The 26,358-nt window shown below is 65.2% G+C and carries 21 protein-coding genes and 2 pseudogenes; 11 read left to right on the top strand and 12 right to left on the bottom strand.

What is annotated here, in order from left to right:
- Positions 1–6: 6 nt before the first annotated feature.
- From EGJ22_RS02700 to glcD, 4 genes and pseudogenes are all read right to left on the bottom strand, one after another.
- Positions 7–405, bottom strand: coding sequence for a heme-binding protein (locus EGJ22_RS02700; RefSeq protein ID WP_029887045.1), 399 nt, complete (start codon positions 403–405; stop codon positions 7–9).
- Positions 398–1,632 (bottom strand): annotated as a pseudogene (gene glcF / locus EGJ22_RS02695) (glycolate oxidase subunit GlcF). The gene EGJ22_RS02700 and the pseudogene glcF overlap by 8 nt, the downstream one beginning before the upstream one ends.
- Before the next feature lie 9 nt (positions 1,633–1,641).
- Positions 1,642–2,694 carry a glycolate oxidase subunit GlcE gene (glcE, locus tag EGJ22_RS02690; protein WP_029887046.1) on the bottom strand — a complete coding sequence of 351 codons (1,053 nt, stop codon included), beginning with the start codon at positions 2,692–2,694 and terminating at the stop codon, positions 1,642–1,644.
- The gene (gene glcD / locus EGJ22_RS02685) at positions 2,694–4,193 is read right to left on the bottom strand and encodes a glycolate oxidase subunit GlcD (RefSeq protein WP_029887047.1); all 1,500 of its coding nucleotides are present in this window, start codon (positions 4,191–4,193) and stop codon (positions 2,694–2,696) included. Before glcD ends, glcE begins: the two co-directional genes overlap by 1 nt.
- A 194-nt stretch (positions 4,194–4,387) precedes the next feature.
- On the opposite strand from glcD, the gene glcC reads away from it, so the two are divergent.
- On the top strand, positions 4,388–5,152 hold the full coding sequence (gene glcC, locus EGJ22_RS02680) for a transcriptional regulator GlcC (protein WP_029887048.1): 765 nt from the start codon (positions 4,388–4,390) through the stop codon (positions 5,150–5,152).
- Between the two features lie 60 nt (positions 5,153–5,212).
- Here glcC and EGJ22_RS02675 read toward each other — a convergent pair whose 3' ends face one another.
- Positions 5,213–5,530 (bottom strand): DUF2388 domain-containing protein, encoded by a 318-nt coding sequence (locus EGJ22_RS02675; RefSeq protein WP_009686497.1) that lies wholly within the window; start codon positions 5,528–5,530, stop codon positions 5,213–5,215.
- 189 nt (positions 5,531–5,719) lie between these two features.
- Between EGJ22_RS02675 and EGJ22_RS02670 the strand changes: the two genes are divergently transcribed.
- Positions 5,720–6,352, top strand: coding sequence for a glutathione S-transferase family protein (locus tag EGJ22_RS02670; protein WP_009686498.1), 633 nt, complete (start codon positions 5,720–5,722; stop codon positions 6,350–6,352).
- Between the two features lie 61 nt (positions 6,353–6,413).
- On the opposite strand, the gene mrdA is transcribed toward EGJ22_RS02670, so the two are convergent.
- Positions 6,414–8,309, bottom strand: coding sequence for a penicillin-binding protein 2 (gene mrdA, locus EGJ22_RS02665; RefSeq protein WP_125920115.1), 1,896 nt, complete (start codon positions 8,307–8,309; stop codon positions 6,414–6,416).
- A 561-nt stretch (positions 8,310–8,870) separates the two neighbouring features.
- Between mrdA and EGJ22_RS02660 the strand changes: the two genes are divergently transcribed.
- Both EGJ22_RS02660 and EGJ22_RS02655 read left to right on the top strand, forming a co-directional pair.
- Positions 8,871–10,208: an MFS transporter gene (locus EGJ22_RS02660; protein WP_029887050.1), complete on the top strand. Its 1,338-nt coding sequence runs from the start codon at positions 8,871–8,873 to the stop codon at positions 10,206–10,208.
- Between the two features lie 56 nt (positions 10,209–10,264).
- On the top strand, positions 10,265–11,005 hold the full coding sequence (locus tag EGJ22_RS02655) for a GntR family transcriptional regulator (RefSeq protein ID WP_009686503.1): 741 nt from the start codon (positions 10,265–10,267) through the stop codon (positions 11,003–11,005).
- Here the strand turns inward: EGJ22_RS02655 and EGJ22_RS02650 are convergent.
- Positions 10,985–11,935 (bottom strand): PDR/VanB family oxidoreductase, encoded by a 951-nt coding sequence (locus EGJ22_RS02650; protein ID WP_029887051.1) that lies wholly within the window; start codon positions 11,933–11,935, stop codon positions 10,985–10,987. The genes EGJ22_RS02655 and EGJ22_RS02650 overlap by 21 nt on opposite strands.
- Positions 11,936–11,947: 12 nt before the next feature.
- Complete coding sequence (locus tag EGJ22_RS02645) at positions 11,948–13,015, bottom strand: aromatic ring-hydroxylating dioxygenase subunit alpha (protein WP_029887052.1); 1,068 nt, start codon at positions 13,013–13,015, stop codon at positions 11,948–11,950.
- A gap of 201 nt (positions 13,016–13,216) precedes the next feature.
- On the opposite strand from EGJ22_RS02645, the gene EGJ22_RS02640 reads away from it, so the two are divergent.
- The 5 genes from EGJ22_RS02640 (at position 13,217) to EGJ22_RS02620 (ending at position 19,718) form a co-directional block, all read left to right on the top strand.
- On the top strand, positions 13,217–13,885 hold the full coding sequence (locus tag EGJ22_RS02640) for an ABC transporter ATP-binding protein (RefSeq protein WP_029887053.1): 669 nt from the start codon (positions 13,217–13,219) through the stop codon (positions 13,883–13,885).
- Positions 13,882–16,344, top strand: coding sequence for an FtsX-like permease family protein (locus EGJ22_RS02635; RefSeq protein WP_029887054.1), 2,463 nt, complete (start codon positions 13,882–13,884; stop codon positions 16,342–16,344). Before EGJ22_RS02640 ends, EGJ22_RS02635 begins: the two co-directional genes overlap by 4 nt.
- On the top strand, positions 16,334–17,389 hold the full coding sequence (locus tag EGJ22_RS02630; protein ID WP_029887055.1) for a lipocalin-like domain-containing protein: 1,056 nt from the start codon (positions 16,334–16,336) through the stop codon (positions 17,387–17,389). The genes EGJ22_RS02635 and EGJ22_RS02630 overlap by 11 nt, the downstream gene beginning before the upstream one ends.
- Positions 17,390–17,573: 184 nt before the next feature.
- The gene (gene eutH / locus EGJ22_RS02625) at positions 17,574–18,806 is read left to right on the top strand and encodes an ethanolamine utilization protein EutH (RefSeq protein WP_029887056.1); all 1,233 of its coding nucleotides are present in this window, start codon (positions 17,574–17,576) and stop codon (positions 18,804–18,806) included.
- Between the two features lie 114 nt (positions 18,807–18,920).
- Positions 18,921–19,718 (top strand): helix-turn-helix transcriptional regulator, encoded by a 798-nt coding sequence (locus EGJ22_RS02620; RefSeq protein WP_009686510.1) that lies wholly within the window; start codon positions 18,921–18,923, stop codon positions 19,716–19,718.
- Positions 19,719–19,810: 92 nt separating this feature from the next.
- On the opposite strand, the gene EGJ22_RS02615 is transcribed toward EGJ22_RS02620, so the two are convergent.
- Both EGJ22_RS02615 and EGJ22_RS02610 read right to left on the bottom strand, forming a co-directional pair.
- A complete protein-coding gene (locus EGJ22_RS02615; protein WP_029887057.1) occupies positions 19,811–21,082 on the bottom strand; it encodes a D-arabinono-1,4-lactone oxidase in 1,272 nt (423 codons plus the stop codon).
- A 28-nt stretch (positions 21,083–21,110) separates the two neighbouring features.
- On the bottom strand, positions 21,111–21,878 hold the full coding sequence (locus EGJ22_RS02610; RefSeq protein WP_029887058.1) for an SDR family NAD(P)-dependent oxidoreductase: 768 nt from the start codon (positions 21,876–21,878) through the stop codon (positions 21,111–21,113).
- Between the two features lie 190 nt (positions 21,879–22,068).
- Here EGJ22_RS02610 and catA point away from each other — a divergent pair.
- Both catA and EGJ22_RS02600 read left to right on the top strand, forming a co-directional pair.
- Positions 22,069–22,830 (top strand): annotated as a pseudogene (catA, locus tag EGJ22_RS02605) (catechol 1,2-dioxygenase); the annotation flags it as partial.
- 173 nt (positions 22,831–23,003) lie between these two features.
- Entirely contained in the window at positions 23,004–25,094 is a 2,091-nt protein-coding gene (locus EGJ22_RS02600) for a bifunctional diguanylate cyclase/phosphodiesterase (protein ID WP_029887060.1), read from the top strand.
- On the opposite strand, the gene EGJ22_RS02595 is transcribed toward EGJ22_RS02600, so the two are convergent.
- Together EGJ22_RS02595 and EGJ22_RS02590 are read right to left on the bottom strand one after the other, a co-directional pair.
- Positions 25,091–25,351 (bottom strand): DUF1652 domain-containing protein, encoded by a 261-nt coding sequence (locus EGJ22_RS02595; protein WP_009686520.1) that lies wholly within the window; start codon positions 25,349–25,351, stop codon positions 25,091–25,093. The genes EGJ22_RS02600 and EGJ22_RS02595 overlap by 4 nt on opposite strands.
- Positions 25,352–25,625: 274 nt before the next feature.
- Positions 25,626–26,273 (bottom strand): DUF1345 domain-containing protein, encoded by a 648-nt coding sequence (locus EGJ22_RS02590; RefSeq protein ID WP_009686521.1) that lies wholly within the window; start codon positions 26,271–26,273, stop codon positions 25,626–25,628.
- Positions 26,274–26,358 lie beyond the last annotated feature (85 nt).

Here is a 26,358-nt window from a genome sequence, read left to right as displayed (position 1 = left end):
CAGCCTTCACAACGCTGCTGCGCCCGCCTTGGCCACTTGAGCGTCCTGGTCGGGCTTGACCCCCGATACGCCAATGGCACCCACCACCTGGCCCTGCACCTGCAGCGGTACACCGCCCTCCAGGCAGGTCAGCAGCGGTGCGGTGACGAACGCGGTACGCCCGCGATTGACCATGTCTTCGTAGTCCCGGGTTTCCTTGCGCCCCAGCGCCGAGGTGCGGGCCTTTTCCATGGCAATGTAGGCACTGGCTGGCGCACAGCCATCCAGACGCTGCAGGGCCAGAGGGTGCCCGCCGTCGTCGACCACCACGATGGTCACAGGCCACTGTTCGGCCAAGGCATGCTGGCGCGCAGCCTCAAGTACACGGGTAACCTCGGCCAGGCCGATCACGGGTTTGCTATGCATGGGCGTTCTCCGGCCGCAAGGCGGCTTCGACGATTTCCACCCAGTGCCTGACGGGGGTGCGCCCTGCGCCGGCGAGGTGGGTCTGGCAGCCGATGTTGGCCGTGGCGATGATGTGCGGCTTGCCGCTTTCCAGCGCGTTCAGGCGGTTGTCGCGCAGTTGCAGGGCCAGGTCCGGCTGGGTCAGCGAATAGGTGCCCGCCGACCCGCAACACAGGTGGCCATCGGGCACGGCGGTCAGGGTGAAGCCCAGGCGGGTCAGCAATGCCTCCACCGCCCCGCCCAGTTTCAGGGCATGTTGCAGGGTGCATGGGCAGTGAAAGGCCAGGCGCTGTTCAGCGCACAGGCCTAACTGCTCGACGGGCTCGGCAGCCAGCACCTCCACCAGGTCGCGGGCCAGCGCGCTGACGCGCGCCGCCTTGGCTGCGTACTGGCGGTCTTGTGCCAGCAGGTGGCCGTAGTCGCGCACGAACGCGCCGCAGCCACTGGCCGTTTGCACGATGGCTTCGGCACCCGCCTCGATGGCGGGCCACCAGGCGTCGATGTTGCGCCTTGCACGCTGCAGGCCCTGCGCCTGGGCTTGAGGTGGTAGTCCACGGCGCCACAGCAGCCGGCCTGGCGGATCGGCTGCACACTGATCCCCAGCCGGTCGAGCAGGCGCGTGGCAGCGGCGTTGGTATTGGGCGAGAACGCCGCCTGCACGCAGCCTTCGAGCATCAGTAACCGGCGTGCATGGCGCGGCGCCGGGCGCTCGCCGGGCGGTGTCACCGATGCCGGCAGCTTGCCCTTGAGCGTGGCCGGTAGCAGCGCTCGGAGGGCCTGGCCGCTGCGGGTCAGCGCCTTGAACAGTGCCGGGCGCGGGACCACCGCGCGCAGGCCCTGGCGCAGCAGGCGCTGGCCGAGTGGTCGCGGCACCTGCTGCTCGGCCACGGTGCGGCCAATGTCCAGCAGGTCGTGGTAGCGCACCCCGGACGGGCAGGTGGACTCGCAGTTACGGCAGCTCAGGCAACGGTCCAGGTGCAGTTGGGTGCTGGCGCTGACCGGCTCGCCTTCGAGCATCTGCTTGATCAGGTAAATGCGGCCGCGCGGGCCATCCAGTTCGTCACCCAGCAACTGGTAGGTGGGGCAGGTGGCGGTGCAGAAACCACAGTGCACACAGGCGCGCAGGATGCTTTCGGCTTCGTCGGCGCGGGGCAGGCGGCGGGCGCTTTCGCTGAGGTTGGTTTGCATGGTCTGGCCTCACAGGTCCGGGTACAGGCGGCCGGGGTTGAATACCCCCTGGGGGTCGAGCTGTTGCTTGAGCGCCTGGTGGTAGCGCATCAGCGCAGCGGGCAGTGGCGGGCTGCTGGCCGCACCGGGGGTGTAGGCGGTCGCGTGGCCGCCCACCCTGGCAACCGCCTCGCGAATGTTGTGCGCCTCTGCGTCAGACTTGAGCCAGCGCTGGGCACCGCCCCAGTCGATCAATTGCTCGCCGGGCAATGCCAGCTCGCCGCAGGCAGTGGGTACGGACAGCCGCCACAGCGGGGCGGGGCCGTTGAAAAAGGCCATGCGCTGTTCGCGCAGGTCGTTCCAGAACCGGCTGTCCAGCGCCTCACCGCCCAGCCGCAGGCGCGCCGATTGCACCGAACCCTCGCCGCCTTCCAGGCGCAGGTACAGGGCATCGCCGTGGTGGCAGGCGGCACTGATCGGCAGCGGCTGCTGGCCCCATTCGGCCAGTTCGGCCAACGCCTCGTGGCGGCCCATCGGCAGCCGCAGGCTGAGGCACTGGCGCGGGCGTGGCAGCACCTTCAGCGAAACCTCGGTCAATAAGCCCAGGCAACCGAAGCTGCCCGCCATCAGGCGCGACACATCGTAGCCAGCGACATTCTTCATGACCTCGCCGCCAAAGCGCAGCAGCTTGCCGTGGCCGGTAATCACGCGTGTACCCAGCACGTAATCGCGCACCGACCCCGCCCAGGGCCGCCTGGGGCCGGACAACCCGGCCGCGACCATGCCGCCCAACGTCGCATCAGGCCCCAGGTGGGGCGGTTCGCACGGTAGCATCTGGCCGGCCTGGTGCAGCGCCGCCTCGATTTCGCGCAGCGGCGTGCCAGCGCGGGCGGTCAGCACCAGTTCGGTCGGGTCATAGCTGACGATGCCCCGGTGGCGGCGAGTGTCCAGCACCTCAGCCACCACCGGGTTGCCGAGCATGGCCTTGCTGCCGCTACCCTGAATGCGCAGTGCCGTCCCTTGGTTCAGCGCCTGGTTTACCTGTTCGAGCAGGGCCTGGCTGTCGTCGTGGTCCATGCTCATCAGAAACGCTCCAGCTCGGGAAAAGGCAGTTGCCCGTGGTGCACGTGCAACGCGCCGAATTCGGCGCAGCGGTGCAAGGTGGGGATGTTCTTGCCGGGGTTGAGCAGGCCTTGTGGGTCGAACGCAGCCTTGACCGCATGGAACAAGGTGATTTCGTCGCTGTTGAACTGTGCGCACATCTGGTTGATCTTTTCCCGGCCGACCCCGTGTTCACCCGTGATGCTGCCGCCCACGGCCACGCACAGTTCGAGAATCTTGCCGCCGATGGCCTCGGCGCGCTCCAGTTCGCCCGGCAGGTTGGCATCGAACAGGATCAGCGGGTGCATGTTGCCGTCGCCGGCATGGAACACATTGGCCACGCGCAGGCCGTATTCGCTGGACAAGTCGCTGATGCCTTTCAGCACGCGCGGCAGCTCGCGGCGTGGGATGGTGCCGTCCATGCAGTAGTAGTCGGGTGAAATGCGCCCCACGGCCGGGAAGGCATTCTTGCGCCCGGCCCAGAAACGCACCCGCTCGGCCTCGTCGCAGGCCAGCCGCACGTCGCGGGCGCCGGCTTGCGCCAGCACGGCCGCGACCCGTTCGCAGTCAGCGTGCACATCGGCCTCGACACCGTCCAGCTCGCACAGCAGGATGGCCGCCGCCTCCACCGGGTAGCCGGCGTGGATGAAGTCCTCGGCGGCGCGGATCGCCAGGTTGTCCATCATCTCCAGGCCGCCGGGGATGATCCCGGCAGCAATGATCTGGGCCACGGCGCGGCCGGCATCCTCGACACTGTCGAAGCTCGCCAGCAGTACCCGTGCGACTTGCGGCTTGGGCAGCAGCTTGACGGTCACTTCGGTGACGATGCCGAGCATGCCTTCGGAGCCGGTGAACAACGCCAGCAGGTCGAAGCCAGGGCAGTCGAGGGCATCGCTGCCAAGGGTCAGGCGGTCACCCTCGACGGTGAGTATTTCGACCTTGAGCAGGTTGTGCACGGTCAGGCCGTACTTCAAACAGTGCACGCCGCCGGCGTTTTCAGCCACGTTGCCGCCGATGGAGCAGGCTATTTGCGAAGAGGGGTCAGGTGCGTAGTACAGGCCATGGGGGGCTGCAGCCTGGGAAATGGCCAGGTTGCGTACCCCGGGCTGCACCCGGGCGAAGCGACCCTGCGGGTTGACCTCCAGGATGCGGTTGAAGCGCGCCATGACCAGCAGAATGCCCTTGGCCAACGGCAGGGCGCCACCGGACAGGCCGGTACCGGCGCCGCGCGCCACTACCGGTACGCCGCGTTGATGGCACAGCTTGAGCAGCGCCTGCACCTGTTCCAGGCGTTCGGGCAGAACGACCAGCAACGGTACGGTGCGGTAGGCTGACAGACCGTCGCACTCGTAGGGCTTGAGGTCTTCTTCGCGGTGCAAAACGTGCAGGTCGGGCAGGGCAGCCTGCAATGCCTGCAACAGCGCCTCGCGGTCACTGCTGGGCAGCGCACCATCGACGCGTTCGTCGTAGAGAATGGTCATTGGCTCACCGGCAACGGTTTTTATTGTTGTTGGCAAAGCGGTCACGCTTGCAGCCTGCGCGCGGTGCTAGTCTGGGTCGAGTGGGCTCGCCACTGGTCCTACCAGTTTTTCCGCTGGGTACTGGCCGTTGGTGGCCTGGCTTGGCTAGATTGCAGGCGGGTGTGCAAGTGGTCCTACCAGCAGGAGGGTGCGCTATGGCGAACGAGGGCAGGGCGAAGGTGGCCGACCAGGTGGCCGGGCGGGTCGAGCGGCTGATTGTCGAAGGCGTGCTCAAGGTGGGCGAGGCATTACCTTCGGAGCGGCGGCTGGTCGAGAAGCTGGGGTGTTCGCGCTCTGCACTGCGTGAGGGGCTGCGGGTGCTGCGCGGGCGCGGCATCATCGACACCGAGCACGGCCGCGGCTCCTTTGTCGCCGACCTCACCGGGCACGCGGGCTACACGCCGTTGATGCATCTGTTCAGCTCACAGCCGCGCACATTGTTTGACTTGCTGGAAGTGCGCGCCTTGCTCGAGGCCGAATCTGCCCGGCTGGCAGCGTTGCGCGCCACCGACGTGGACCGCTTGCTGATCCGCCGCCGCTATGAGGAGATGCTGGCCGCGCATCAGGCCGTCGAGGCCATTGATGCCCGTGAGCACGCCCACCGCGATCATGCGTTCCATCGGGCGATCAGCGAGGCCTCGCACAACCCCGTGCTGGTACATACCCTGCAATCGCTGAGCGATCTGACCCTGAACACAGTGTTTGCGTCGGTCAACAACCTGTACTGCCGGCCGGCGCAGAAACGCCAGATCGATCGCCAGCATGCACGCCTGTATCACGCGGTGATGGAGCAGTTGCCGGAACAGGCCCAGCGCGCGGCGCGCGAGCACATCAATGGCATTCGCGACAGTTTGCGGGAGATCGAACAGGAGGAGCAACGCCTGGCCAGGGCGACCATGCGTATGGATGGTTGGGGGTGAGCCGAACCTGCACCGGCCCCTGCGTGGGTAGATTCACGCAGAGCCGGGTGCAAGTCTGATTCAACGATCAGCGATGCGGTCATCCTGCGACAGAATGGCCCTGGCCAGCTCTTCGTCGTCGGCCTGGAGCCCTGGGTGGTCCTTGCGGGCCTGTTCCAGTGCGGCTTCGACATAAGCGCCGCGAATCGCACCCCCACTGGCAACGAACGCCGAAAGCTCGTCGCGGGCAGGAATGATCCGTTTGTCATCTTTGAAGGTGGAATACAGCGAAGCGGAAACACCGGCCGAGGTGGCGACGTCGCCCGCATCGACGCGGGCCAGTGCGGCACCGGCAGGCAGCAGGAGCAGCAGCGCAGGGGCGATGAGTAGGTGGCGCATGTCGTGTTCTCCAGAAGGGTGAAGCCCAAGGAATAAACCACTCAGAGGTTAAGAAAGCATCAGTGTGAAAGTAGTTCCGTTGTTCGTTGGCAGAATGCATGCCCGCAGGTGGTACCGGGCATTGACCGCCTCGCGGTGCGCGTGGTCTGCTCTGCCATTCGCTCATCACAGCCCCCGCGAGGTTCGCCCATGCCTGACTACAAGCTGCATTGCTTCGCCGAATCCGGCAACGCCTACAAGGCCGCGCTGATGCTGCAATTGACTGGCCAGAACTGGCAGCCCGTGTTCGTCGATTTCTTCAACGGCCAGACCCGCGAGCAAGCCTGGCGCGATGAGGTCAATGAACAGGGTGAGGTGCCGGTGCTGGAGCACGCTGGCAAGTCCTTGACCCAGTCTGCGCTGATTCTGGAGTACCTTGCGCAGCAGACCGGGCAATTCGGCCCCCGCGACGCGGACGAAAAGCGCGAAATCTGGCGCTGGATGCTGTTCGACAACCATAAGTTCACCAGCTATTACGCGGCGCTGCGTTTCCTGTTCTGCCTGAAGAACACGGGCGAAACTGACGTAACGCAGTTCTTGCGCGAGCGTGCCACCGCCGCGTACCGCATTGTCGATGCCCATCTGGCGAAGGCCCCGTTCATGGTGGGCGGGCGGTTGACCATCGCCGACCTGTCGCTGGCGGGGTATGTGTTCATGCCGGAGGACACCGGTATGGCGTTGGCCGAGTTCACCCACATCGAGGCATGGAAGGCACGCATCCAAGCCATGCCAGGGTGGAAGCACCCCTACGAGCTGATGCCTCGTACCGGTGGGCAGCACTGAGGGCACGGGGCTGCTCTGGGCTTGACGCACGGGCCCGCTCAGCCGGCAGGCCCGCGCAGCATCAGGTATGCGGCGTAGTGCGCGGTGGCACGGCACCCGCATACTCGGGCTTCAGGTGCCCCTGTTCGTCCAGCAGGTAGGCGTCCATCACTTCACGCACCACAGGCCCCGCCACCCGGCCACCGGCTTCGCCGTTCTCGATCATCACCGCCACCACCAAGGCGGGGTGGTCAGCCGGGGCAAAGCCGACGAACAGGGCATTGTCGCGGTGCCGTTCCAGTGTCTTGTCACGGTTGTAGCGTTCACCCTGCTTGATCGCCACCACCTGTGCGGTGCCGCTTTTGCCGGCAATCCGGTACTGCGCGCCGGCCGCGGCCGCACGGGCGATTCCCCGCGGGTCGTGCATGACCATCTGCATGCCCTGGCTGACCTGGTCCCAGGCGTGCTTGTCATGCAGCACGATGTCGGGCATCGGGTGGGGGTCGACCGGTGCATCGCCGCCTACGGTCATGGCCAGGTGCGGGCGGTGCCACACGCCCTTGCTGGCCAGCAGGCTGGTGGCCTGGGCCAGCTGCAACGGGGTGACCTGCATGTAGCCCTGGCCGATGCCAAGGATCAGTGTTTCGCCAGGGAACCAGGCCTGGCGCCGGGTGGCCCGTTTCCATTGGGCCGAAGGCATCAGGCCAGCGGCCTCTTCGAACATGTCCAGCGACACCTTCTGGCCCAGGCCGAACTCCGCCATGTAGTCGTGCAGGCGATCGATGCCCAGTTTGTGCGCCAGGTCGTAGAAGTAGGTGTCGTTGGAGCGCATGATGGCTGTGTACATGTCTACCCAGCCGTCACCGCTGCGGTTCCAGTTGCGGTATTTGTGGGCGTAGTTGGGCAGCTCGTAGTAGCCCGGGTCGAACACCCGGCTGCCGGGGGTGATCACGCCGCTGTCGAGGCCGGCGATCGCCACTTCCGGCTTCACCGTCGAGCCGGGCGCGTACAGGCCGCGCAGCACGCGGTTGAACAGTGGGCGGTCGATCGAATCGCGTAATTGTGCGTACTGCTTGAAGCTGATGCCCTTGACGAACAGGTTGGGGTCGAAGCTGGGGTTGCTGACCATGGCCAGCACGTCACCATTGGCCGGGTCCAGCACCACCACCGAGCCACGGCGGTCGCCCAGGGCCTTTTCGGCAGCGACTTGCAGGCGGGCGTCCAGTGTCAGCACGATGTCCTGCCCGGGTGTCGGGGCCTTGTGGTTGAGCACGCGCATCACCCGGCCCTGGGCGTTGGTCTCGACTTCCTCATAGCCCACATGGCCATGCAGCTGGCTTTCGTAGAAGCGCTCGATGCCGGTCTTGCCAATCGACTGGGTGCCCCGGTATTCGGTGCTGTCGAGTACTTTGGCCTCCTTCTCGTTGATGCGCCCCACGTAGCCAACCGAATGGGCGAAATGCGCGCCCAGCGGGTACTCGCGGATGAACTGTGGTTCGACCTCCAGGCCCGGCAGGCGGAACTGGTTGACCGCCACCAGGGCGATCTGCTCTTCGCTCAGCCCCACTATCAGGGTGATCGGCTCGAACGGCTTGCGGCCCCGGCGCAGGTCCTTGTCGAACTGCTTGCGGTCGTCCTCGTTCAGCCCCAGCACCTGGGTCAGGGTGTCGAGCACCTTGGCCGAATTGCCGCCGGTCCGCTCGCGGGTGATGGTCAGGTCGAAGCTGGGCTTGTTGTCGGCCAGCACCACGCCGTTGCGGTCGTAGATAAGCCCGCGCTCAGGGGCTATGGGCAGCACATGCACGCGGTTGTTTTCCGACACGGCGCTCTGCTGGTCGTGCTGCAGCACCTGCAGCACATAGAGCCGACCCACCAGCACGGCACACAGGCTGAAGACCAGGGCGGCGCAGGCCAGAAGCCGGCGGTTGACCAGGTGCTTTTCCTTTTCGTGGTCCTTGAGGGGGATAGGTTGCGGCATTCTGGGCTCTTTTGTGCGGGTTTCGCGCCGATGTGCAGGCGCGCGAACGGGCGGGGGATGCTACGCAACCCACCCGGCAGCCTCAAGCCGGGTGGTGGCTGGCGGTAGCCTGGCTTGCGCTGTGCGCCGCATGGTCAGGGCGCTGGGGCGCTATATGAAGATTTGTTCATGGCGCCGGGTGCGATGACAGGCCTATGCGGTAATGCCGTGATCTATATGGATCCATGCACTGAATCTGTTCGATAAACGAACGCGAATTAACGGTAATCACGAATATGTAAAGTATTGATAATTAAGACTTAATTTTTTTATTTTTGGCTGATCTGACTGTCATTATCGGTCTGCGCCGTGCTTGCGTTAGCCCCATGGATTGTTTGTGGATCCATTATTTGTTTGATTAGCGCCTGACATCGGCTGGAGCCCTCCAGCCTGATGCGCCGACAACTACAAGAAGGGTTCAGTCATGAATGGCTTTTCCAGGGTATGGAACCGTCAGGGTTCCTTGCGCTTTGCCTGCGCGTGCGTTGCCGATGTGCCACCTGCAAAGCGGCAGGTGGCGCTATGAATACCGACCTCAAGCAGCGCCTGGACAACGACCCGATGGGGCGCTTTCAGTGCCTGGCCATCGGCATATGCATCCTGCTCAACATGATCGACGGCTTCGACGTGCTGGTCATGGCCTTTACCGCTGCCTCGGTGTCTGCCGAGTGGAACCTCAACGGGGCGCAGGTGGGCTTGCTGCTCAGTGCCGGCCTGTTCGGCATGGCGGCGGGCTCGCTGTTCATCGCACCCTGGGCTGACCGTTTCGGGCGGCGTCCGCTGATCCTGCTATGCCTGGTGCTGTCGGGGGTCGGCATGCTGCTCTCGGCGTTGAGCCAGAGCCCGATGCAACTGGCCCTGTTGCGTGGGCTGACGGGCCTGGGCATTGGCGGCATCCTGGCCAGCAGCAACGTCATTGCCAGCGAATATGCCAGCAAACGCTGGCGCGGCCTGGCGGTCAGCCTGCAGTCCACCGGCTATGCCCTGGGGGCAACCCTGGGCGGTTTGCTGGCGGTGTGGCTGCTGGGGCAGTGGGGTTGGCGGTCGGTGTTTCTGTTCGGCGGCATCGTCACCGTCTGCGTGTTACCGCTGGTCTGGTTGTGGTTGCCGGAGTCGCTGGACTTTCTGCTGGCACGCCGGCCAGCCAACGCCTTGGTGCGGGTCAATCGCTTGGCGGTAAGGCTAGGCCACCCGGCACTGGCGCAGCTGCCAGCGCTTGCGGCCAGGGTGCCGGGCAGGGCCAGCGGTTTCCGGCAACTGTTGGCGCCGGCCATGCGCCGGACCACGCTGGTGATCTGGCTGCTGTTCTTCCTGGTCATGTTCGGTTTCTACTTCGTCATGAGCTGGACCCCGAAGCTGCTGGTGGCTGCCGGGCTGTCCGCGCAGCAAGGCATTACGGGCGGTGTTCTGTTGAGCGTGGGCGGCATCCTCGGCGCGGCGCTGATCGGCGGGCTGGCCTCGCGCTGGCCGCTTACCCGCGTGCTGGGGCTGTTCATGCTGACCACTGCGGCGCTGCTGGTGCTGTTCGTGGCCAACGGCGCCTCGGCTAGCGCGGCATTGGCCCTGGGCCTGTTGATCGGGCTGTTCGCCAACGGCTGCGTGGCCGGCTTGTATGCCTTGTCGCCGGTGGTCTACGACGCATCGGTGCGCGCCACCGGCGTGGGGTGGGGCATCGGCATCGGCCGTATGGGCGCCATTGTGTCGCCCACCGTGGCGGGTGTGCTACTCGATGGCGGCTGGCAGCCGCTGCACTTGTATGGGGTGTTTGCCAGTGTGTTCGTGCTGGCGGCGGGGTGCCTGCTACTGCTGCGCGCACCCAGGCCGGCCCCAGTGGCGGTCAGCGATGCGCTGAGCCACTGACTACTCGAGCCCGGCTTGCGCTAAGATGCCGGCTCGTTTCCCTGGAAGTTGCCTGGATGAGCAAGCCCGGTCAAATGGTGCTGGTCGCGTTGCGCAAGATGATCGCCTCAGGCGAGCTGGCGGCCGGCGAGCGCCTGATGGAAGTTCCCACTGCCGAACTGTTCGGCGTTTCACGCATGCCGGTGCGCATGGCCTTTCGCACGCTCGAACAGGAAGGCCTGCTGGTCCGCTTCGGCGGCCGGGGCTTTCAAGTGCGTTCGGTGAGTGCCGATGACATTGCCGGTGCAGTCGAGGTGCGCGGTGTGCTCGAAGGCCTTGCCGCCCGCCAGGCTGCCGAGCGCGGCTTGGCCGCGCCAGCCCGTGCGGCACTGCAGCAGTGCCTGATAGAGGGCGACCAGCTGTTCGACAAGGGCTTCGTGACCGAAGAAGACCTGCAGGCCTACCACGATCTGAACATGCGCTTTCACCAAGTGATCATCGAAGCCAGCCACAACCCGGCCATTACCGTGGCGCTGGCGCGCAACGACCACCTGCCATTCGCCTCGGTCACGGCGCTGGCGGTAGACCGCCACGACCTGGCCCGTGAATACCGGCGCTTCAACTTCGCCCACATGCAGCACCATGCCGTGTTCGATGCCCTGGTCAACCGCCAGGGTGCCCGCGCCGAAGCGATCATGCGCGAGCATGCCAATGCAACCTTGCGCTATGCCGAAACCTTCGGCGCAAACGCCTCGGGCACCGGCATGCAGGTGATCCTCCCCAGCGCGCTGGCCGCTTCAGATATCCAGCACCAGTAACGGTGTTTTCGCGCGCGAGCAGCAAGGCATGAACTGATCGTTGAGGGCTTGTTCCTCTTCGGTCAGGAACAGGTCGCGGTGGTCTGGCGTGCCCTGCAGTACGCGGGTCAGGCACGTGCCGCAAATACCTTGCTCGCACGACATGGCGATCTCGATGCCGTTTTGCTCCAGTACCTGTACCACGGTCTGGTCGGCTGGCACCTCGAACACTTGGCCGGTGCTGTTGACCTGTACCGAGAAGCTGCCGTCGTTGCTGGCGTCCACGGGTGCGGCTGCGAAATACTCGCGGTGCAGGTTGGCCTCCTGCCAGCCCAGCTCCCTGGCGCTGCCCAGCACATGCTGCATGAACCCGCCCGGCCCGCACACATACAGGTGCACGTCAGCTTGCGGGTTGCCCAGCACCTGGCGAGCGTCCAGCGCCGTTTCCGGCTGCTGGTCAAAATGCACGAACAAGCGGTCGGCAAAGGGCGCGTTGCGGATACGCTCGACGAATGCGGCACGCTCACTGGAGCGGGCGCAGTAGTGCAGCTCGAAATCGTGGCCACTGTGGGCCAACTGCTCGGCCATGCACAGGATCGGGGTAATGCCGATGCCGCCGGCAAACAGCAGGCTGCGCCGCGCCCCATCGGCCAGCGGGAACAGGTTGCGCGGCGCACTGATCTGCAGCCGCGCGCCGACCTGCACCTGCTCGTGCAGGCTGCGTGAGCCGCCCCGCGAAGCCGGGTCATGGAGTACGCCGATCAGGTAGCGGTGGCGCTCTTGCGGGTGGTTGCACAGCGAATACTGGCGCACCAGGCCATCGGGCAGGTGCACGTCAATGTGGGCCCCGGCGCTGAATGCAGGCAGCAGGCTGCCATCTGCCGAGGCCAGTTCGAAACTGCAGATACCCTGCGCTTCATCGTTACGGGATATCACGATGGCATCGATCATGTCGGTGGCTCCTCAGGCAGGGGTGGCGCTGGTGGCGATCAGTTGCGGCTGTGCTGCACGCTCTTTGGCGATGATCCGCTCCAGCACCTTGCGCGATTGCACGCCACCGGCATCGATGTTCAGCTTCAGCAGGTTGCGCCCAGGGTTGGCCAGCAGGTTTTGTTGCTGGCGCTCGAGCATTTCCAGGTCTTCGCTGAAAATCTTGCCCTGGCCCTCGCGGATGTCGGCGGTCAGGTTCTGGTCGTGCGCGGCAAAATTGCGCGCCATGCCCCAGAAGTACCAGATCGAGGTGTCGCTTTCCGGGGTGATGAAGTCGACCACGATGCTCGCGGCCTTGTGCTGCGCTGCAGCGTGGTAGCCACCCTTGCCGGCATGCGCCACACCCACTTCGATCAGGACGTGGCTGGGTGGGGTGAAGCGGCAGATCTGCCAGCGGTCCACCGGCACATCGTCGGCCAGGTCGTTGCCGCGCAGGGCCATGCGCCAGAAGGGCGGGGCCATGATGTTTTCCATGTGCCGGGCGGTGACCACTTCGTCGCCGGTGACGGTGGTGACGGGCGGGGCTTCGTCGATTTCCTTCTGGCCGATGCTGGAGGCATGCACGTAGGTTTCGTGGGTCAGGTCCATGAGGTTGTCGATCATCAGGCGATAGTCGCAGCCAATGTGGAACAGCCCTCCGCCGTAGGCCCACTCTTCATTGTCTGCCCATTCCAAATGCGGGATAAGCGCTGGGTCGGCCTGCGCCTGGTCGCCAGGCCAGACCCAGATGAAGCCATGGCGCTCCACGACGGCATACGCCTTGTTGCACGGAAAGCCGCGAACCCGCTGGCCAGGCATCGACACCGTCTTGCCGTCGCAGCCCATGACCAGGCCGTGATAGCCGCAGACCAGATTGCCGTCCTCCACGTAGCCGAGGGATAACGGCGCGCCTCGGTGCGGGCAGAAGTCCTCGACAGCGGCTACACGGTTCTGCTGGCCACGGTAAAAGACGATTTTTTCGCCGCAGATCTGTCGGCCCAAGGGCTTGTCGGCAATTTCGTCAGGGGTGCAGGCAACGTACCAGGTGTTTTTCGGGTACATGAAGGCTCTCCAGGTTTTGTTTTTGTTTAATGGATCCATTAGAGCCATATGCGCGTGCGTGGTCAATCTGCATTTACGCAATGAATAGCGCTATTTGTGCGATTATCGAATCGCCTGTGGATCCATTGATGGGCGCGTCTCTCCTATGTGTCCGTGACCTGCTATTACTGGATGGTCACCCGATACCCCAAGGCATCCCTGATGCTGGCCATCGAAAACCTGCACAAATCATTTGTCACCCCCCAAGGGCCGTTGCCGGTGTTGCAGGGCGTCGACCTGTGCCTGCCGCGCGGCAGCAGCCTGGCCTTGATGGGCGAGTCTGGCAGTGGCAAGAGCACCTTGCTGCACCTGGTGGCCGGCCTGGACCGTGCCGACAGCGGGCGCATCCTGATTGACGGCAGTGCCCTGGACAGCCGCTCGGAGGCGTCCCTGGCACTGTGGCGGCGACAGGGGATTGGCCTGGTGTTCCAGCAGTACAACTTGATCAGCAGCCTGGACGTGGGCAGCAACCTGGCATTCCAGGCCCGGCTGGCCAACCGGCACGACCCCGAATGGGGCGCCCACCTGGCTCAACGCCTGGGCCTGGCTGACCTGCTCGGGCGTTACCCTGAACAACTGTCGGGCGGCCAGCAGCAACGCGTGGCCATCGGCCGCGCATTGGCTGGGCGCCCGGCCTGGTTATTGGCTGACGAACCCACCGGCAGCCTTGACGAAGCCACCAGCGACGAAGTGCTGAGCCTGTTGCTGCAACTGGTCAGCGAGGCTGGCAGCGGCCTGCTGATGGTCACCCACAGCCCCCGGCTGGCGGCGCGGCTGCAGCAACGTTGCTACCTGCAGGGTGGCCGTGTGCGCAGCGGGCAGGGCGCATGAGGCTGCTGTCGCTGGCCCTGTTGGCTTTGCTCAGCCACTGGCGGCGCCACCGCGTGCAGTTTTTCAGCATCTTCACTGGGCTGTGGCTGGCCACGGCGCTATGGACCGGGGTGCAGGCCTTGAACAGCCAGGCACGCAGCGACTACGCCAGGGCCAGTGCGGTACTGGCCGGGCCGCTGCAGACGCAACTGCTGCCACGCCACGGCGAACGCTTTGACCAGGCGCTGTACGTGCAACTGCGCAGGCTGGGTTGGGCGGTGTCGCCGGTGCTGGAGGGGCGCCTGCGCCTGCCAGGCGAGCCCGGGCGCAGTGTGCGCCTGATCGGCATCGAGCCATTGAGCCTGCCGGCGGCCGGCAGTATCGCCGGGGTGCAGCCCCAGGCGTTCGACCTGCAGGCGTTCATCGGCGTGCCCGGGCAGGCCTGGGTCGGGCCAGATACCTTGCGCCTGTTGAACATGACCGCAGGGCAGGTGGCCCACGACCGCGATGGGCAACCGCTGCCACCGTTGCTGGTGCAAGCCGAGCTGGCCCCCGGGGTGATCGTGGTCGATATCGGCCACGCGCAGGCCTTGCTGCAGGCACCGCGGCAGTTGTCACGCCTGCTGGTAGCGGCAAGTCCGGGGCCTTTGCCTGCCGACATTGCGGCTGACCTTGTCGTGCAACCCCGGCAAGATGATGGCGGTTTGCAGCGTCTGACCGACAGCTTCCACCTCAACCTCACTGCGCTAGGCCTGTTGGCCTTCGTCGTTGGCCTGTTCATCGCCCATGCCGCGATTGGCCTGGCATTGGAACAGCGGCGCGGGCTGATTCGCAACCTGCGCGCCTGTGGGGTCAGCCTGGCTACCCTGCTGTGTGCCCTGGGCCTGGAGCTGGGGCTGTTCGCAGTGCTTGGCGGGCTGGCCGGGGTAGCCAGTGGCTACGCGGTGGCGGCCTGGTTGCTGCCCGATGTCGCCGCCAGCCTGCGCGGGCTGTATGGCGCGCAGGTCGCAGGCACGCTGAACCTGCCTGCGCAGTGGTGGTTATGGGGCGTGCTGGTGAGCGTACTCGGTGCACTGCTGGCCGGGCTGGGCAGCATCCTGCGCGCCGCGCGCTTGCCCTTGCTGGCGTTGGCGCAGCCGCAAGCATGGCGCCTGGCACAGGGGCCGTGGCTGAGGCGTCAGGCTTGGGTAGCGGGCCTGTTGCTGGTGCTGGCGTCAGCTTGCGGGGTGTTCGGTGACAGCCTGCCCAGCGCCTTCGGTATGCTGGCGGCGCTGTTGCTGGGGGCGGCATTGGCGTTGCCAGCCTGGCTCGACAGGGTGCTGGCCTGGTTGGCGCGCCGTTGTCAGCGGCCGTTGGCCCAGTGGTTCGTCGCCGACAGCCGCCAGCAGTTGCCTGCCTTGAGCCTGGCGCTGATGGCCTTGCTGCTGGCGCTGGCTGCCAGCGTGGGTGTGGGCAGCATGACCGAGGGTTTTCGCAAGACCTTTGTCGGCTGGCTGGACCAGCGCTTGTCCGCCGACCTGTACGTGAGCCCAAGCGATACCGCGCAAGGCCTGCAGATAGCCCAGTGGCTGGGGCAGCAACCTGCCGTGCGGGTGGTTTTGCCTGGCTGGCGCGTCGAAACGCAGGTGCAAGGCTGGCCGGTCCAGGTGCAGGGCATTGTCGACCACTCCGTTTATCACAGCCGGTGGCCGTTGCTGGAACAGCAGCCGCAGGCCTGGCAGCTGTTGGCCGAGGGGCAGGCCGTGATGCTCAGTGAGCAGCTGGCGCGGCGGTTGCGTTTGCACCTGGGGGACCACCTGAAACTGCCCACGGACCCGTCTCGCCGCCTGCTCGTCGTTGGCCTGTACGCCGACTATGGCAACCCCAAGGGCCAAATGCTGGTGAATGCCCAATCGCTGCGCGCACATTGGCCGGATGCTGCGTTGACAGGCTTGAGCGTCGACCTGCTCGACCCCCAGGGGGCCGCCTTGAAAGCCGCGTTGCAACAGCGCTTTCACCTCGACGACAGCCGGGTCGTGCAGCAGGCGCAGTTGAAGCGTTGGTCGACCGAGGTATTCAACCGCACCTTCGCCGCCACCGCCGCGCTCAACAGCCTGACCCTGGGCGTGGCCGGTGTGGCGCTGTTCATCAACCTGCTGACCTTGGGCCAGTCCCGTCTGCGCCAGCTGGCGCCGCTATGGGCCTTGGGGGTACGGCGTACCCAGCTGGTGTGGCTGAGCCTTGGCCAGGCACTGCTGCTCAGCAGCCTCACCGTGCTGTTGGCGCTGCCGTTGGGCCTGTTGCTGGCCTGGTGCCTGGTCGCGGTGGTGAATGTTCAGGCATTCGGCTGGCGTTTGCCGCTGCATCTGTTTCCCGCCCAGTTGCTGCAACTGGCCCTGCTGGGCCTGCTCACCAGCCTGTTGGCCAGCGCCTGGCCACTCTGGCAACTGGCCCGGCGTCAGCCGCGCGAACTGTTGAGGCCGTTTGCCGATGAAACGTAGAGCCTGGCTGTTGCTCTGCAGCCTGTTGTGCGGCTGTGATCAGCCGGCACCGCAAAGCTATGCCGGCCTCGGCCAGCCGGCAGGCGGGTTCAGCCAGGTCACCCGCGGCCATCGCCTGGAATTCCCACGGGACCATGCGGCCCACGATGGTTTCCGCATCGAGTGGTGGTACGTCACCGCCAACCTCAAAGACACCCAAGGGCGTGACTGGGGCGCGCAGTGGACGCTGTTCCGCTCGGCCCTGCGCCCCGGCCCGGAGACCGGCGATTGGCAGAGCCCGAACCTGTGGATGGGCCACGCCGCGTTGACCGGCCCCGGCGGCCATCGGTCAGCTGAGACCCTGGCCCGTGGCGGGATTGGCCAGGCGGGTGTGCAGGCCCAGCCGTTTCGGGCGTGGATCGACGATTGGTCGCTGCAGGGGCCGGGCGGTATCGACAACCTGCGCATGACGGCCGCTGGCAAAGGTTTTCGCTACGACCTGCAGTTGCGCAGCGAGCGGCCTCTGGTGCTGCACGGCCAGCAGGGCTACAGCGAAAAGTCGGGCAAGGGCCAGGCTTCTTACTACTACAGCCAGCCGTTCTACCGGGTGCGCGGCGAGGTCGAGCGCGACGGCCTGTGCATCGCGGTGACTGGCCAGGCCTGGCTGGACCGGGAATGGAGCAGCCAGCCGCTGGCCGCCGGGCAAACGGGCTGGGACTGGTTCTCGCTGCACCTGGACAGCGGCGCCAAGCTGATGCTGTTCCAGGTGCGCGAAGCGCACGGGGAGGCGTATCGCGCCGGCACCTGGATCGACCCGCAGGGCCAGGGGCTAGCGCTGCTGCCGGCACAGATCCGCTTGCAGCCGTTGGCCTGGGCCCCACAGGGCAATGGCAAGCAGCTGCCGACCCGCTGGCGGGTGCAGGTGCCTGAGCACGGGGTGGATGTGCAGGTCGATGCTGTTCAGCCGCAGGCGTGGATGCAGACGCGTTTCCCGTATTGGGAAGGGCCGGTGCGCTTGAGCGGCAGTGCCGGTGGCCGTGGGTACCTGGAAATGACCGGGTATTAAGCATTTCGAACCGGGCACGGCACTCTCTTTTGCAGGGGCATATACCTCCCGGTATATGGACAGCCCACCCCCCGCCGCTTAGCTTGAATGCTCGACGGGGCACGCCTTGCTCAGCATAAAAACAACGATGCCCCTGTGACCTTTCAGACCTGCCAACCCCACAACTCTAAAAATGAGGCGGCAAATGGAAAGCATCGGTACCTATGTCATCTACGTGATCATGGTGTGTGCGGTACTGGGTGCATTGGCATCCATCTATAACCCCGAAGGCGAGCTGGGCCAGGAGTTCATCGCCGGGCTGCACAGCATCGGCCCGATCTTCATCCCGGTCGCTGGCATCATGGCCGCGATCCCGTACATTTCAGCCGGCATCAGCCAGGTAATCGCGCCGCTGTTTCAGTTGATGGGCGCCGACCCTGGCACCGCGGGGCCTATCTTCATCGCCTCGGACATGGGCGGCTACCAGTTGGCCAAGGCCCTGGCGCAAAGCCCGGAAGGCTGGATCCTCGGCCTGATCACCGGGTTCCAGAGTGGTTCGACGATCATTTTCGTCATCCCGGTCGGGTTGGCCATGCTGCGCAAGGTCGATCACAAGTACATGGCACTGGGCATCATGGCTGGGCTGCTGGCCATTCCCTTGAGTATCATGATCATCGCCATGGCCATGCAGGGACTGGACCTGGGTGTGCGCCCGGATATCGCAACCACCGGTGCCGCCACCCAAGCCTTGCATTTTTCCTGGGCGATGCTGCTGCGCAACCTGATGCCCTTGATCCTGTTCTGCATTGCCCTGGCGGCGGCGCTGCGTTACTGCCCGGCACTGATGGTGTACCTGTTCCTCAAGCTCGGGCAGTTCATGTACATCGCGGTGGTGCTGGTACTGGTGGCGTCGATCGTGCAGTACTTCACCGGGCTGTTCAGCCATGTATTCGGCAGTTGGGGCTTCGCGCCGATCATCGCCGATGCCGATGACCAGTTCCGCGCCCTGGAGATTGCCGGCTACGTCGGCCTGATGCTGTGCGGGGCATTCCCCATGGTGCATTTGCTCAAGCGCTTTCTGGCGCGGCCGATCGAGCGCGTGGCATCGCGTTTCGGCATGTCTGGGGTCGGGGCTGCGGGTGTGCTGGCGGCTTCGGCCAATATCCTCGCCATGTTCCGCCTGGTCAGCGAGATGCCGCCCAAGGACAAGGTGTTGGTGATTGCCTTTTCGGTGTGCGCGGCCTTCACCTTCGGCGACCACATGGCCTTCTCGGCAAACTTCCAGCCCTCGCTGATCCTGCCGCTGATGATTGGCAAGCTCAGTGGCGGCCTGATCGCCATGTTGCTGGCCAGTTGGCTGGCCGTGCCCAAGGCGCAGGAAATGGGGCGCCAGGACGACGCCGCAGGCGCCTTCGCGGTGGCGCCCGAGCCGTCCTGAGCGTAAAGCGTCGTGCATGTGATCCGGAGCGTCCAGGGCGCCCCGGATTTTGTGCTTTTGGCTGGCCAAGGCGGTAAGGTCATGAGGTTTTGGTGCATGAGAGCGTGGTGAACAATGACAAAAGACGAAGCGAACGGGCTGGCTGCGCTGATCGAAGCGATCGGTAGCGAACACTTCGGGCCGGCGCTGGACAAGGTGATAGGCGACAAGCTGGCGTTCGACATGAGCTGCGCGTACCTGTTCCAGTTCAACCAGCCGGCCGTGCTGGTGCATAACGGCTACAACCACAGCGTCAGCGAGCGCACCCTGAACGCCTATGTGCGCGGCGGTTACTTGCTGGACCCGTTTTATGTGGCCTGCGTCAACGAGCACCCAGCCGGGCTGTGGCGCATGAGTGAACTGGCGCCCGACTGCTTCTTCTCTTCAGGTTTCGCCATCTCCCGTGATATCCACCCTTGCGTGGCCTCCGGCTACGGCACGGCAGTGGAAGAGGTGGGGTTCATCATGCCGCTGCAGCCCCAGGTGGCCATGGTCTATTCGCTGATGCGCCATCAGCGCAGTGGGGACTTCAGCGCGGCGGAAATGGCGCTGCTGGCGGACCTGGCGCCATTGCTGGCCGCGCTGTTCGGCCAGCACTGTCGGCTGCGTTTTGCCGAGTGCCTGCGGGCTTCGCCGGAAGGCGCCGTGCTGGAGGATGCCTTCGTGGAAATCCTGCAGGGGCAGTTGACCGAGACCCAGCGTTTGATCGCCAAGCTGTTGCTGCAAGGGCACAGCAACGCCTCGATTGCCCGGCAGTTGAATATCTCGGAGGGGACGGTGAAGGTGCACAAGCACAACATCTACCAGCGGCTGGACATTTCCACCAACGCCGAACTGTTTCGCCTGTTCATCGATTATCTGGCCAAGGCATAGCACCGCGCGTTGCCGGCAGTGGGCCGCTGCGCGGCCCGTACGCGGTGCAAGCCCGCCCCGGCACGTTGCCAGGTGCGCCAGGAGCGGGGTGCTTATTTGAACAGCGGGCTGAGATGTTCGCTCAGGTAGGTGCCCTGCGGGTCCAGCTGCCGGCGCAGCTTGCGGAAGTCCTCGGCACGCGGGTAGATGGCGCTTACATCCTCGCCCGTCAGGAAATGCAACTTGCCCCAATGCGGCCGGGCGCCATACGACCGCAGGATCTGGTCCACCGCGCGCAAGTAGTCCCAGTAATCGGTGCCCGGCTCGCCGGATACCGAAATGGTCACGCTGTCCTGTTCGAAGAACGGGCTCATCCAGGCGCCGTCACCTGCCGTGAACCGGTACTCGATGGGGTAGATGGCTTGCAGGAAGTCTTCCAGCATCAGCTTGCGCACTGCCCGCAGGGCTTCCTTGCTGTGGCGCAGCGGCACGGCATACTCCAGTTCATGGAAATTGGGCAGGTACTCGATCGGGTACACATCCGAGCTGTACGCGACCTTCTCGAATTCGCTTTCCCAGGCGGGGCGATCCGTAATGTCCATGACCTTGACTTCGCACACGTCGGTGGTGCGCCCGCTGCTACTGGTGGCCGCGGTGTCGGGCAGGCAATAGCAGTGCCGGCTCTGCTCGGTGGGGCACCAGAAGAAACTGAAATGGCGATGCTTGCGCGCCAGTTCGTCGTGCCTGTCCATCACGCTCTCGAAGTCTTCGCGCCAAATGCGCTCGTGCAGGTTGAAGCTGTCGGTCACCTGCAAGGTCAGTTCGCTGACGATGCCCAGCACACCGAGGGAAACGCGGCCCGCCTGCAGCAGGTCAGGGGTGCTTTCGTCGACGACGAGAATTTCGCCGTTGGGTTGCACCAGCTTCATGCCCACTATCGAAGAGGCCAGGTTGCCCAGGGTAAGGCCTGTGCCGTGAGTACCGGTGGTGAGTGCCCCGGCAATCGACTGGCTGTCGATGTCGCCCTGGTTGACCATCGACAGGCCAGCCGCCCGCAGGGCCTTGCCGAAGGCATTGATGGTGGTGCCGGCAGCGGCGGTGACGCGCTTTCTGGCGTGGTCGACATGGCGTACGCCGCTCATGTTGGCCAGCGTCAGGTGCAGGCCATTGGTCAGCGCTACCGGGGTGAACGAATGCCCGGAACCGGCCACCCGAACGTTCATGCCGTTGCGGCTGGCCTGGTTGACCAGCGTGCACAGTTCGTCTTCGCTGGCCGGCGCCCCGCGTGCCGCGCGAATGCAGGACTGGTTACCGGCCCAGTTGCGCCAGTGCGCGTGGTCCAGGCCGAATTCGTTGATGTGCATGTTGTTGGAGGAAGTGCTCACGTCATTCTCCTGCTTGGCGTGCTTGAGGTCAGACCGCGGTGTAGCCGTTGTCCGCGAACAGGTGCGCGCCGTTGACGAAACTGGCGTCGTCACTGGCCAGAAACAAGGCGGCGCTGGCCACCTCGGCGGGTTGGCACAGGCGCCCTTGGGCGGCCGCGATGGCCTGTTCGCTGACGTCCACACCGTGCTTGCGCAGCATGTCGATTTCCCGCAGGCCGTGGGCTGTGGCAATGAAACCCGGGCAAATGGCATTGGCGCGGATACCGCGGTCACGGAACTCCACGGCAATGGCCCGGGCGAACATATGGGTGGCGCCCTTGCTGGTGCAATACAGGACTTCCATTGGCGTGCCGACCACGGCCGATATGGAGGAGGTACACACGATGCTGCCGCCGCCGGCTGCGAGCATGCCCGGCAGCACCGCACGGGTGACCAGGAACATGCTTTTCACGTTCACGGCCATGATCCGGTCCCATTCTTCTTCGCTGGTGTCGAGGAAGGGGACAGCCGAAAGGATGCCGGCGTGGTTCATCAATACGGTGATGTGGCCGAAGGCTGCCTCCACGGTGGCGACAGCGGCCTTGACCTGCTGTGCGTCCGACACATCGGCTGCGGCGAAAACCGCTTGGTGGCCGGCTTCGCGCAGTCGTCGCGCAACCGCTGCGCCGTCGCTGCCGGGCAGGTCGACAATGCCGACCCGCGCCCCCTCTGCCGCGAACAGTTGCGAGGCGGCCAGCCCGCAGCCACCCGCGCCACCCGTGATCAGCGCTACCTTGCCGTTTAGACGTCCCGCCATGTTCGACTCCCGAAGATCTTTGTTGAAGTGTTTGTTGCCCGGGCGTTTCGCGATTCGCGTGGCCGAGCATGAAACAGATCAACGGGAACATCCATATACCGATGGGTATACGGGGGCGGGCTGCACGCAGTGGGGCTCAGCCAGCCTGCCGTGCCAGCAAGGCCAGGCAACGCTGCACCATCGGGCTGACGCCATCGACTACCTCAACCGCCTGGGCGGCCGTAACGAGGCAGGGCTGTTGGCCGCCGGCCTGGGCATCGAGCACTTCCTCGACTTGCTGCAGGATGCCAAGGATGCCGAGGCCGGCCTGGGCGGGGGCACCCCGCGCACCAACGAAGGGCCGCTTTACGTTGCCGGTGCCCCGCTGGCAGAAGGGCAGGCGCGCATGGATGACGGCACCGACCCCGGGGTGGTGATGTTCCTGCACGGCCAGGTCTTTGCTGCCGACGGCCGACCGTTGGCGGGCGCGACCATCGACCTGTGGCACGCCAACACCCAAGGCACGTACTCGTACTTCGATTCGAGCCAGTCCGCGTACAACCTGCGCCGCCGCATCGTCACCGATGCCGAGGGCCGCTACCGGGCGCGCTCGATCGTGCCGTCTGGCTACGGCTGCGACCCACAGGGGCCTACCCAGGAGTGCCTGGACCAGCTCGGTCGTCACGGCCAGCGCCCGGCGCACGTGCACTTCTTCATTTCGGCACCTGGGCACCGGCACCTGACCACCCAGATCAATTTTGCCGGCGACCGGTATCTGTGGGATGACTTCGCCTATGCCACCCGCGACGGGTTGATCGGCGAGCTGCACTTTGTCGAGGACGCCGCGGCAGCGCATGACCGTGGCGTGCAGGGTGGGCGCTTTGCCGAGCTGGCCTTCGACTTCCATCTGCAGGCGGCCACGGCGCCGCAAGCCGAGAAACGCAGCCACCGCCCGCGGGCCTTGCAAGGTTAGCCGCATACACCCGCAAAGCCGGTGCGATCCGCCGCGGCACCGGCTCCGTTGGCAAACCCGCCACAGGCTTTTTTGGATCCATTCCCATTCGCAAAAACCCCGTGCGTTTCGCCAAAGCTTGAGTACAATCGTCAGCTTTTTCCGGGACTCCCGTCCCAGTGCTGGAAACCCCCATGCTGACCGGTAGCTACTCCTCTTCGCTGGTGTTGATTTCGCTGTGCGTGGCGATCCTGGCGTCCTATACCGCCCTTGACCTGGCCGGCCGCATCGCCACGGCCAAAGGCCGGGCTGCCCACTTGTGGATGTTCGGTGGCGCACTGGCCATGGGGATGGGCGTCTGGTCCATGCACTTTGTGGGCATGCTCGCCTTCAGCCTGCCCATCGACCTGGGGTATGACCTGGGCCTGACCGCGTTCTCGCTGTTGATCGCCGTGCTTTCATCGGGCTTTGCCTTGTGGCTGGTCAGCCAGCCAAGCCTGCCAGGTCTACAATTGGCGTTTGGCGCGCTGACCATGGGTGCAGGCATTGCCTGCATGCACTACACCGGCATGGCGGCGATGCGCATGCTGCCAGGCATCGATTATGACCCGACACTGTTCGGCGCCTCGCTGCTGATTGCTGTCGGTGCCTCGGCGGCGGCATTGTGGATCGCCTTCCGCCTGCGTGCGCACACACCCTATGTGCGGCAGATTCGCGGCCTGGCAGCAGTGGTCATGGGCTTGGCCATCGTGGGCATGCACTACACCGGCATGGCAGCGGCGAACTTCCCGGATGGCAGCTTCTGCGGGGCGCTGGCGGGCGGTGGCCTGCAAGGCGATGGCCTGGTCTACCTGGTGCTCATCACCACCCTGTCAGTGTTGGCGGTAGCCTTGTTGACCTCGGTGCTGGACGCGCGCCTGCACCTGCGCACCGCAGAGCTGGCCCGTTCGCTGACCTTGGCCAACCAGGAACTGACCCAGCTGGCCCTGCACGACACCCTGACAGACCTGCCCAACCGCACCTTGCTGGCCGACCGCATCGAGCAGGCGATTGCCAGGGTGGCGGAGCAGGGCGGCTGTTTTGCCCTGATGTTCATCGACCTGGACGGTTTCAAACCGGTCAACGATGCGTTTGGCCACCACATTGGCGACCTGCTGCTCAAGGCCGTGGCCGCCCGCCTGCGCGGCCACCTGCACAGCCAGGACACCCTGGCACGGATCGGTGGCGATGAGTTCGTGCTGCTGGTGCAGTTGCAGGAACCCGACGATGCCATGGACGTGGCGGTCAAGCAGGTCAACCTGGTGTCACGGCCATTCCGGGTGGCCGAGCACGACCTGCAGTTGTCGGCCAGCCTGGGTATCGTCCTTTACCCGGGCAATGGCCAGGACCAGCACGAGCTGCTGCGCAATGCCGACGCGGCCATGTACCACGCCAAGAGCGCCGGCAAGAATGGCTACAGGTTCTTCGACGTGTCGATGAACAGCAACGCCCGCCAGCAGTTGCAGCTGCTGCAGGACTTGCGCCAGGCCGTGGCGCAGCGCCAGTTCCGCTTGCACTACCAGCCCAAGTTCGACGCCCAGGCTTGCCAGCCCATCGGTGCCGAAGCCTTGTTGCGCTGGGAGCACCCGCAGCAGGGGTTGCTGATGCCTGACCGCTTCATCGCGCTGGCAGAAAAAACCGGCCTGATCATCCCGATTGGCGAATGGGTGCTCAACGAAGCCTGCCGGCAGATGCGTCTCTGGCTGGACCAAGGCCATCATCAGTGGCGCATGGCGGTCAACCTGTCGGCTATCCAGTTCAGCCATTGCGGGTTGGTCGACAGCGTGGCCCAGGCCTTGCAGCACAATGGCCTGCCAGCCAACTGCCTGACCCTGGAAATTACCGAAACCACCGCCATGCATGACGCCGATGCCAGCCTCACAGTGCTGCAGCGCTTGTCCGACATGGGCGTGGACCTGTCGATTGATGATTTCGGTACCGGTTATTCCAGCCTGATGTACCTCAAGCGCCTGCCCGCCAACGAACTGAAGATCGACCGGGGCTTCGTGCGCGAACTGGAACAGGACAGCGATGACGCCGCGATCGTGTCGGCCATTGTCGCGCTAGGCCAGGCACTGGGGCTGCGAATCGTCGCCGAAGGGGTAGAAACTGACCGGCAGCAGGCGTTTCTGACCCGCCTGGGCTGTGACTCGCTGCAGGGCTACCTGTTGGGGCAACCCGTACCGGCCGAGCAATTTCTGAGCAAGCTGCAAGCGATGGGCCCGGGGGCCAAGTCTGCCGGTTAACCGGCGTCGCGCAAGGTAAAGGCGGGGGCGAAGGCATCCATCTCGGCCTCGACGGCCTCGATGATGCGTTCGACATCGGCGGCGGCCATGATTGCCGCACACGGGATGCCGGCAATCGCCAGCACGGTTTCTCCGGTGGCCCGGTCGAATAACCGCGCGACCATGCTGCGTGGCGCATCCATGCTGGCCTCGAAGCCCAGCGGGTGGAAATGCCAGCGCATCACCTGGCAGGCGTTGGGGAACGTCATCTTGTTCATGCCAGCCTCCTGGTCCGTGCCTGGACGTAGTGGGCGGGTGGCCACATCGATGCGGCCGCCGGGTAAGTAAACATAGCACCTGCAATGCGCGATTCTCAGCGGCGAACATGACAAATGTACTGTTGCATGACCACGGTCACACCTGTGGCCCCGCCGGTGCAATGCCAAAGCCCTCGGGGCAAACGTTTTCGCCTGCTGGATGCACGCCCCGGCGCACCTTTTATGTGGGTTGCACTGTCGGCCCTGGCCCCTGGCTTTCAGACGAACGGCGTGCTCAACCCAGCAAACCGGCCGCGATGTTGATGGTGAACCCCAGGATTGCCGTGTTGAACACGAACCCCACCAATGAATGCGCCAGCACTACCCGGCGCAAGCCACGCCCGGCCACTCCCACGTCGGAGGTCTGCACGGCCACGCTGATGGTGAACGAGAAGTAGTGGAAGTCCCAGTAGTCGGGGTTGCGTTCGCCATCGGCAAATCGCAGGGGGGGTTCATGCTGCCGCCCGGTGTAGAACAACCGCGCATAGTGCAGGCTGAAGATGCAACCGATCATCAACCAGGACCCCGCCACCGTCAGGCCGGTGTACAGGTAATGCAGGGCCTGGGCGCTGCCCTGCAGGCCGCGGCTGGACACCAGTTGCAGCGTCACTGCGGCCAGGCTGGCGATGGCGGCAATGCACACCGTCAGCAGCACCAGGCCGGCATTTTCATCTTCGATGCGGGCCACCTGGCGGACTTTCTCCGGGTTGGCGCTGCAGCTCAGGTACAGCACCAGCAGCAGATACAGCCAGACCCCCAGGTTCCAGCCAGCGAGGATATGCTGCACGCTGTCGCCAGCGGGTATCAGCCAGCCGCCCAGCAGGCCGACCACGGCGGCGATGCTCAGGCGGGGGTGTGTACGGGTCAGGCGGTGGAAAGCCATGGGGCCTCTTTCTCGGTCGATATGGCTATCACTCTAGCCTGTCGTGGCCAACCCGGTGGCAGGTCACCTGGCGCTTCAGGCCGGC

The sequence above is a fragment of the Pseudomonas sp. p99-361 genome (genome assembly GCF_003935475.1).
In the GTDB taxonomy this organism is placed as follows: Bacteria; Pseudomonadota; Gammaproteobacteria; order Pseudomonadales; family Pseudomonadaceae; genus Aquipseudomonas; species Aquipseudomonas juntendi.
The sequence above is the reverse complement of the archived record's forward strand: the minus strand, read 5'-3'. Positions and strand labels throughout refer to the sequence as shown.

Excerpts from the sequence above, each read along its gene's own strand:
- EGJ22_RS02700 (WP_029887045.1), bottom strand. The coding sequence starts at position 405 with ATGCATAGCAAACCCGTGATCGGCCTGGCCGAGGTTACCCGTGTACTT.
- glcE (WP_029887046.1), bottom strand. The coding sequence starts at position 2,694 with ATGAGCATGGACCACGACGACAGCCAGGCCCTGCTCGAACAGGTAAAC.
- glcD (WP_029887047.1), bottom strand. The coding sequence starts at position 4,193 with ATGACCATTCTCTACGACGAACGCGTCGATGGTGCGCTGCCCAGCAGT.
- glcC (WP_029887048.1), top strand. The coding sequence starts at position 4,388 with ATGGCGAACGAGGGCAGGGCGAAGGTGGCCGACCAGGTGGCCGGGCGG.
- EGJ22_RS02675 (WP_009686497.1), bottom strand. The coding sequence starts at position 5,530 with ATGCGCCACCTACTCATCGCCCCTGCGCTGCTGCTCCTGCTGCCTGCC.
- EGJ22_RS02670 (WP_009686498.1), top strand. The coding sequence starts at position 5,720 with ATGCCTGACTACAAGCTGCATTGCTTCGCCGAATCCGGCAACGCCTAC.
- mrdA (WP_125920115.1), bottom strand. The coding sequence starts at position 8,309 with ATGCCGCAACCTATCCCCCTCAAGGACCACGAAAAGGAAAAGCACCTG.
- EGJ22_RS02660 (WP_029887050.1), top strand. The coding sequence starts at position 8,871 with ATGAATACCGACCTCAAGCAGCGCCTGGACAACGACCCGATGGGGCGC.
- EGJ22_RS02655 (WP_009686503.1), top strand. The coding sequence starts at position 10,265 with ATGAGCAAGCCCGGTCAAATGGTGCTGGTCGCGTTGCGCAAGATGATC.
- EGJ22_RS02650 (WP_029887051.1), bottom strand. The coding sequence starts at position 11,935 with ATGATCGATGCCATCGTGATATCCCGTAACGATGAAGCGCAGGGTATC.
- EGJ22_RS02645 (WP_029887052.1), bottom strand. The coding sequence starts at position 13,015 with ATGTACCCGAAAAACACCTGGTACGTTGCCTGCACCCCTGACGAAATT.
- EGJ22_RS02640 (WP_029887053.1), top strand. The coding sequence starts at position 13,217 with ATGCTGGCCATCGAAAACCTGCACAAATCATTTGTCACCCCCCAAGGG.
- EGJ22_RS02635 (WP_029887054.1), top strand. The coding sequence starts at position 13,882 with ATGAGGCTGCTGTCGCTGGCCCTGTTGGCTTTGCTCAGCCACTGGCGG.
- EGJ22_RS02630 (WP_029887055.1), top strand. The coding sequence starts at position 16,334 with ATGAAACGTAGAGCCTGGCTGTTGCTCTGCAGCCTGTTGTGCGGCTGT.
- eutH (WP_029887056.1), top strand. The coding sequence starts at position 17,574 with ATGGAAAGCATCGGTACCTATGTCATCTACGTGATCATGGTGTGTGCG.
- EGJ22_RS02620 (WP_009686510.1), top strand. The coding sequence starts at position 18,921 with ATGACAAAAGACGAAGCGAACGGGCTGGCTGCGCTGATCGAAGCGATC.
- EGJ22_RS02610 (WP_029887058.1), bottom strand. The coding sequence starts at position 21,878 with ATGGCGGGACGTCTAAACGGCAAGGTAGCGCTGATCACGGGTGGCGCG.
- EGJ22_RS02600 (WP_029887060.1), top strand. The coding sequence starts at position 23,004 with ATGCTGACCGGTAGCTACTCCTCTTCGCTGGTGTTGATTTCGCTGTGC.
- EGJ22_RS02595 (WP_009686520.1), bottom strand. The coding sequence starts at position 25,351 with ATGAACAAGATGACGTTCCCCAACGCCTGCCAGGTGATGCGCTGGCAT.
- EGJ22_RS02590 (WP_009686521.1), bottom strand. The coding sequence starts at position 26,273 with ATGGCTTTCCACCGCCTGACCCGTACACACCCCCGCCTGAGCATCGCC.